The 6,483-nt window shown below is 67.1% G+C and carries 7 protein-coding genes; 5 read left to right on the top strand and 2 right to left on the bottom strand.

What is annotated here, in order from left to right:
* Positions 1–67 precede the first annotated feature (67 nt).
* From M878_RS67290 to M878_RS67275, 4 genes are all read left to right on the top strand, one after another.
* Entirely contained in the window at positions 68–247 is a 180-nt protein-coding gene (locus M878_RS67290; RefSeq protein ID WP_023547678.1) for a hypothetical protein, read from the top strand.
* A 206-nt stretch (positions 248–453) separates the two neighbouring features.
* Complete coding sequence (locus tag M878_RS67285) at positions 454–864, top strand: BlaI/MecI/CopY family transcriptional regulator (protein ID WP_031225163.1); 411 nt, start codon at positions 454–456, stop codon at positions 862–864.
* A 9-nt stretch (positions 865–873) separates the two neighbouring features.
* Entirely contained in the window at positions 874–1,407 is a 534-nt protein-coding gene (locus M878_RS67280) for an amino-acid N-acetyltransferase (protein ID WP_023547676.1), read from the top strand.
* A gap of 215 nt (positions 1,408–1,622) precedes the next feature.
* Entirely contained in the window at positions 1,623–1,958 is a 336-nt protein-coding gene (locus tag M878_RS67275) for a histone-like nucleoid-structuring protein Lsr2 (protein ID WP_023547675.1), read from the top strand.
* Here M878_RS67275 and M878_RS67270 read toward each other — a convergent pair.
* Complete coding sequence (locus M878_RS67270; RefSeq protein ID WP_209445537.1) at positions 1,937–2,662, bottom strand: SCO3374 family protein; 726 nt, start codon at positions 2,660–2,662, stop codon at positions 1,937–1,939. The genes M878_RS67275 and M878_RS67270 overlap by 22 nt on opposite strands.
* A gap of 431 nt (positions 2,663–3,093) precedes the next feature.
* Here M878_RS67270 and M878_RS67265 point away from each other — a divergent pair, with 431 nt between their 5' ends.
* Positions 3,094–5,619 (top strand): ATP-dependent Clp protease ATP-binding subunit, encoded by a 2,526-nt coding sequence (locus M878_RS67265; RefSeq protein ID WP_023547673.1) that lies wholly within the window; start codon positions 3,094–3,096, stop codon positions 5,617–5,619.
* 178 nt (positions 5,620–5,797) lie between these two features.
* On the opposite strand, the gene M878_RS67260 is transcribed toward M878_RS67265, so the two are convergent.
* Positions 5,798–6,418: an HAD family acid phosphatase gene (locus tag M878_RS67260; RefSeq protein ID WP_023547672.1), complete on the bottom strand. Its 621-nt coding sequence runs from the start codon at positions 6,416–6,418 to the stop codon at positions 5,798–5,800.
* Positions 6,419–6,483: the final 65 nt, after the last annotated feature.

Here is a 6,483-nt window from a genome sequence, read left to right as displayed (position 1 = left end):
GGAGGGGCGTCGGGGGGTATGCGTACCCCGTACCTTTCGTGTCGGTCGCCGTGGCTACTCTGGAGGCATGGACTACGTCTCCGCGCTCGTGCCTCCGGTCGTGATGGCCGTGTTCTTCATCGGTGTGGTCAGGGTGATCGTGAAGACCCAGGGTGGCGCCGCCAAGGCCAAGGAGGACGCGGCCGTGGACGCCGCCCTCGCGCGCGCGGAGAGTGCGCGTCAGGCTTCCGCCGGCGGCGACGCCTGAGTTCGGTGCGACGGCCTGTTGCTGTCGCTGTCCCCATGTGACGTACCCGGGTGACTTCCCTCGCGGCTTCCTCGTACGGCTTCGAGTCTTACGCCCTTTTTGTTCCTATTCATGGAGATAGTGCACGTCCGGCACGCCATTGTCGGGATCTCCCACTATTGTTCTGAGCTGTGCCTCGCCCATTGGGAGAACTCGAAGACGCGGTCATGACGCGGGTGTGGAAGTGGAACCGCCCGGTGACCGTTCGAGAAGTCCTGGAAGACCTGCAGCAGGAACGCTCCATCGCGTACACCACCGTGATGACCGTTTTGGACAATCTCCATCAGAAGGGCTGGGTGCGCCGCGAGGCGGAAGGGCGGGCCTATCGATATGAGGCCGTCTCGACGCGCGCCGCGTACGCCGCCGCCCTCATGAACGACGCCTGGTCGCAGAGCGACAACCCGGCCGCCGCTCTCGTCGCCTTCTTCGGGATGATGAGCGAGGAACAGCGCCTGGCCCTCAGGGACGCCGTACGCATCGTCCAGGGACCGGAAACCCCGGAAGCCCACGAACCGAGGCAACAGGAAGCCGCACAAGAGGAGAACCCCGGCTCGGCAGAGGACGCGGACGGGCGATAGCGTCCGCTCATGTCAGCAGAGCGTCCTGAAGTCTCCGCAAAAGCCATCACCGTCCGGCGTGCCCGGACCGGCGATGTCCCGGCCGTACGTCACCTCCTCGACGCCTACGTCCGTGACCGCATCCTGCTCGACAAAGCCACGGTCACGCTTTACGAGGACATCCAGGAGTTCTGGGTCGCGGAACGCGATGACAACGCCGAGGTGGTCGGCTGCGGCGCACTGCACGTCATGTGGGAGGACCTCGCGGAAGTCCGCACTCTCGCGGTGAAGCCCGGCCTCAAGGGCGCCGGCGTCGGCCATCACTTGCTGGAGAAGTTGCTGCAGACCGCACGCTGGCTCGGCGTTCGCCGGGTTTTCTGCCTGACCTTCGAAGTGGACTTCTTCGGGAAGCACGGCTTCGTGGAGATCGGGGAGACACCGGTCGACACCGATGTGTACGCGGAGCTGTTGCGTTCCTATGACGAGGGCGTCGCCGAGTTCCTCGGTCTCGAACGAGTGAAACCGAACACCTTGGGCAACAGCCGGATGCTTCTGCATCTGTGATCGTCTTTGCCCAGGTGCCCTATGTCCGAAACGCGCATGTTTCCGGGCGGAGGCCGTCCGCCCGTCCTCTACCGGTCCTCTCCCAGGGGTTTGTGTTTTTCCGGCAAAAGCGGTTTGCTTTCCGACGTACTGCAGTACTGCATATAACAGGGGCGGCGAAACGGCGGGACGCCGCACACCCCTGACCCTCAACGTTATCGATGAAAGGAAATCCGGTGGCACAGAAGGTTCAGGTCCTTCTTGTCGACGACCTCGACGGCGGCGAGGCGGACGAGACCGTGACGTTCGCGCTGGACGGCAAGACGTACGAGATCGATCTCACGACCACCAATGCGGACAAGCTGCGTGGCCTTCTCGACCCCTATGTGAAGGGCGGCCGTCGTACGGGTGGCCGTGCTTCGGGCGGACGTGGAAAGGCGCGTGCCGCTTCCGGTGGCAGTCAGGACACGGCGGCGATCCGTGCCTGGGCGAAGGAGAACGGATACGAGGTCAACGACCGCGGCCGTGTTCCGGCGTCCATTCGCGAGGCCTACGAGAAGGCCAACGGCTGAACCGGCCGGCAGACGGTCGGCAGCCCGGCGCGCAGGCGCCGCAGCCGGACCCGGTGACACTGCGCTGCCACCGTGTCCACCAGGCGTACGAGATCGGGGGCGCTCCCCTCGCGCCCCACGGCCGGCATCGCCGGCAGGAAGGCCTCGACCTCGCCTCCAGGACCAGGGGGTCGCAGCCATACGGCGGCCCCCTGCACGGACCCGGCCCGCAGCTGAGCGGCTCCGGGCCGCGCCGGCACGATCACCCCGGCGGGTGGGACCGGAGCCGCCAGCGCGTCACCCGCGCCCAGGGCTCGCAGGTCGAGGGCCACGGCGCTCCACTCCAGCCAGTCCAGCAGCCCCGGCAGCTCCTCCGCGCTGCCCGCGGCCACCAGCAGCTCCATCCGGTCGCCCCTGAGGGCCACCGGCGAGCCCGGTGCGAGATGCCGGAGCGCCTCCGCGCCCGCCTCGGCCGGCACGTCCAGGACGTCGAACCGCACCCCGGTGAGCAGCCGCAGCGGCCGTCCGGGCACGGTTGCCCATCCCAGATCGTTCTCGTACCAGTGGCGAGCCCGGGCATCCGGGCAGGCCGGTGGAGCACAGGGCTCCGGTTCCGGATCGAGGGGTCGGCGAGGAAGGGGAACCGTATGGACGGCGAGCTGATGCCTCGTGGGGGCTGTGGGAGCTGTGAGGTCCAGGGGGGTCGTGGGGGCCGAGCCAACCATGCCAAGCGCAACCGCCTATGCGACCGGCAAGTTACGCTGGGTACCCTGTCGATCGCACAGAGTGCGAAAAAAGGGGGGCGCGTGGGGGTGCGGGGAGGCGCAAGGTTGTTCGCCCGTAGCGGAGGGAATGGGTGCGCGCCGCATGGAGTGTCAGTCCCAGCGGGTAAGACATCCCTAGTGGGAGGGGGCGACACGCAGGTCGGGCCGTCTCACGTTCGCCATCGGCGTACTGGCGATGGGGGTAACTGCCTGGCCTGCGGGAACATCGTCTCGCACCATCGGGTTGGAGCAGATGTCGGCGTTCGGGGTCAGGAGGCCAAGGACGGTGTCGGCAGTTGGAATGAGCGGTCCCCGCTTGCGGGACTAAGCTGCGGAAGGACAGGGAGGGGAAGTTCCCCCCACTGCCTGACCGCTCTGAGGAGCGATTAACGATGTTCGAGAGGTTCACCGACCGCGCGCGGCGGGTTGTCGTCCTGGCTCAGGAAGAAGCCCGGATGCTCAACCACAACTACATCGGCACCGAGCACATCCTCCTGGGTCTCATCCACGAGGGTGAAGGTGTCGCCGCTAAGGCCCTGGAGAGCCTCGGCATTTCGCTTGAGGCGGTCCGCCAGCAGGTGGAGGAGATCATCGGCCAGGGCCAGCAGGCCCCGTCCGGGCACATCCCCTTCACCCCCCGTGCCAAGAAGGTCCTGGAGCTGTCGCTCCGCGAGGCTCTTCAGCTGGGCCACAACTACATCGGCACGGAGCACATCCTGCTCGGCCTGATCCGTGAGGGCGAGGGCGTCGCGGCCCAGGTCCTGGTCAAGCTGGGCGCAGACCTCAACCGGGTGCGGCAGCAGGTCATCCAGCTGCTCTCCGGTTACCAGGGCAAGGAGACCGCCGCCGCCGGCGGCCCGGCCGAGGGCACCCCCTCGACCTCCCTCGTCCTCGACCAGTTCGGCCGGAACCTCACCCAGGCCGCTCGTGAGTCCAAGCTCGACCCGGTCATCGGGCGCGAGAAGGAGATCGAGCGGGTCATGCAGGTGCTGTCCCGCCGTACCAAGAACAACCCGGTCCTGATCGGTGAGCCCGGCGTCGGCAAGACCGCCGTCGTCGAGGGCCTCGCCCAGGCCATCGTCAAGGGCGAGGTGCCCGAGACGCTCAAGGACAAGCACCTCTACACGCTGGACCTCGGCGCCCTGGTCGCCGGCTCCCGCTACCGCGGTGACTTCGAGGAGCGCCTGAAGAAGGTGCTCAAGGAGATCCGCACCCGCGGCGACATCATCCTGTTCATCGACGAGCTGCACACGCTGGTCGGTGCGGGTGCCGCCGAGGGCGCCATCGACGCGGCTTCGATCCTGAAGCCGATGCTGGCCCGCGGTGAGCTGCAGACCATCGGTGCGACCACCCTGGACGAGTACCGCAAGCACCTGGAGAAGGACGCGGCCCTGGAGCGCCGCTTCCAGCCCATCCAGGTCGCCGAGCCGTCCCTGCCGCACACGATCGAGATCCTCAAGGGCCTGCGCGACCGTTACGAGGCGCATCACCGCGTCTCCATCACGGACGAGGCCCTGGTTCAGGCCGCCACTCTGGCCGACCGCTACATCTCGGACCGCTTCCTTCCGGACAAGGCGATCGACCTGATCGACGAGGCCGGTTCCCGGATGCGCATCCGCCGGATGACCGCTCCGCCGGACCTGCGCGAGTTCGACGAGAAGATCGCCGCCGTCCGCCGGGACAAGGAGTCCGCGATCGACTCGCAGGACTTCGAGAAGGCCGCCTCCCTGCGCGACAAGGAGAAGCAGCTCCTGGCCGCCAAGACCAAGCGGGAGAAGGAGTGGAAGGCCGGCGACATGGACGTCGTCGCCGAGGTCGACGGCGAGCTGATCGCCGAGGTGCTGGCCACGGCCACGGGCATCCCGGTCTTCAAGCTCACCGAGGAGGAGTCCAGCCGCCTGCTCCGCATGGAGGACGAGCTCCACAAGCGCGTCATCGGCCAGGTGGACGCCGTCAAGGCGCTGTCGAAGGCGATCCGTCGTACGCGCGCCGGTCTGAAGGACCCGAAGCGTCCGGGTGGTTCGTTCATCTTCGCCGGCCCGTCCGGTGTCGGTAAGACCGAGCTGTCCAAGGCGCTCGCCGAGTTCCTCTTCGGTGACGAGGACGCGCTGATCTCCCTCGACATGTCGGAGTTCAGCGAGAAGCACACGGTGTCGCGGCTCTTCGGTTCCCCGCCCGGATACGTGGGTTACGAAGAGGGCGGCCAGCTGACCGAGAAGGTCCGCCGCAAGCCGTTCTCCGTCGTCCTCTTCGACGAGGTCGAGAAGGCCCACCCGGACATCTTCAACTCGCTGCTGCAGATCCTGGAGGACGGTCGGCTGACCGACTCCCAGGGCCGGGTCGTGGACTTCAAGAACACGGTCATCATCATGACGACCAACCTCGGCACCCGGGACATCTCCAAGGGCTTCAACCTGGGCTTCGCCGCCGCGGGCGACACGAAGACCAACTACGAGCGCATGAAGAACAAGGTGTCGGACGAGCTGAAGCAGCACTTCCGCCCCGAGTTCCTCAACCGCGTCGACGACGTGGTCGTCTTCCCGCAGCTGACGCAGGAGGACATCCTGCGGATCGTCGACCTGATGATCAGCAAGGTGGACGAGCGCCTGAAGGACCGGGACATGGGCATCGAGCTCTCCCAGTCCGCCAAGGAGCTGCTGGCGAAGAAGGGTTACGACCCGGTGCTGGGCGCCCGGCCGCTGCGCCGCACGATCCAGCGCGAGGTCGAGGACACGCTCTCCGAGAAGATCCTCTTCGGCGAGCTGCGTCCCGGTCACATCGTGGTCGTGGACACCGAGGGCGAGGGCGAGTCCCAGACCTTCACCTTCCGCGGTGAGGAGAAGTCGGCGCTGCCCGACGTCCCGCCGATCGAGCAGGCCGCGGGTGGGGCTGGTCCCAACCTGAGCAAGGAGGCGTAAGCCTCCGGCGGATTGGCCGAGTTGAAGGGGCCGGTGCCTTTGGGGTGCCGGCCCCTTCGCTGTGCCCAGCGGGCATTCAGAAGGCCGTGGGGCCGGGCGTGCCGAGTCCGCACTTCGATGTCCGGGAAAGTCCGCCTTCCGCCGATCGCTGCGGGCTCCACCCGCCACCCTCGTCGCGTCAGGACAACTGCCCGTTGTAGTCCGGCAGTTTGAAGGTCTTCTCGGCGTGGCCGCCGGAGAAGTCGGTGGCGCTGTTGCCGATGTTCGCGATGATCGTGTAGCCGTGGTTCTCGATGTCGACGCGCTGGGCTGTCTTGTAGGCGCCGACGTCCTTGAAGAGGTCGAACAGGCCGCGGACGTAGAGGCCGGAGACGTCATAGCCGTCGTGCTCGAGGTTGTACTCGGTCGGCAGGTAGATGATGCCGGGGCGGGCCGTGACGAAGAAGAGCGAGACGCCGTGCTCCTGGGCGTACTGGGCGACGTTGAGGACGGGCTTGTTGGCCGGCTGCGGGTAGCTGAAGCCGAAGTCGGTCTCCAGCGTGGTGTTGTCGATGTCGAAGACGATCGCCTGCTTCTCGCCGGGCTTGGGGGCGGCGATGCGCTGCTTCAGATACGGCAGGGCCTGGTCCATCACCGTCTGGCAGTCCTTCTGCCAGGTTGCGTAGTCCACCTTCGTGGAAGAGGCGGTGGCGGTGGTCTCGCTCGTGGTCGCGGCCTGGGCCGGGGCGGCCAGCGCGGCGAGGGCGGCCACGGAGACGGCGGTGGCGGATATACGGCGAGCCCAGGGGCCTCTGGTCATCGGTGGGGTTCCTCTCACGTCCGTACACGCGACTGAAATGTCAGGGGCATGATCTGAGGCGAGGG

The organism is Streptomyces roseochromogenus subsp. oscitans DS 12.976, from assembly GCF_000497445.1.
GTDB lineage: Bacteria > Actinomycetota > Actinomycetes > Streptomycetales > Streptomycetaceae > Streptomyces > Streptomyces oscitans.
Note: the sequence above shows the minus strand (reverse complement) of the source record. Positions and strands in the feature narration are given on the sequence as shown.

Coding starts and splice junctions, on each gene's coding strand:
- M878_RS67290 (WP_023547678.1), top strand. CDS start 68: ATGGACTACGTCTCCGCGCTCGTGCCTCCGGTCGTGATGGCCGTGTTC.
- M878_RS67285 (WP_031225163.1), top strand. CDS start 454: ATGACGCGGGTGTGGAAGTGGAACCGCCCGGTGACCGTTCGAGAAGTC.
- M878_RS67280 (WP_023547676.1), top strand. CDS start 874: ATGTCAGCAGAGCGTCCTGAAGTCTCCGCAAAAGCCATCACCGTCCGG.
- M878_RS67270 (WP_209445537.1), bottom strand. CDS start 2,662: ATGGTTGGCTCGGCCCCCACGACCCCCCTGGACCTCACAGCTCCCACA.
- M878_RS67265 (WP_023547673.1), top strand. CDS start 3,094: ATGTTCGAGAGGTTCACCGACCGCGCGCGGCGGGTTGTCGTCCTGGCT.
- M878_RS67260 (WP_023547672.1), bottom strand. CDS start 6,418: ATGACCAGAGGCCCCTGGGCTCGCCGTATATCCGCCACCGCCGTCTCC.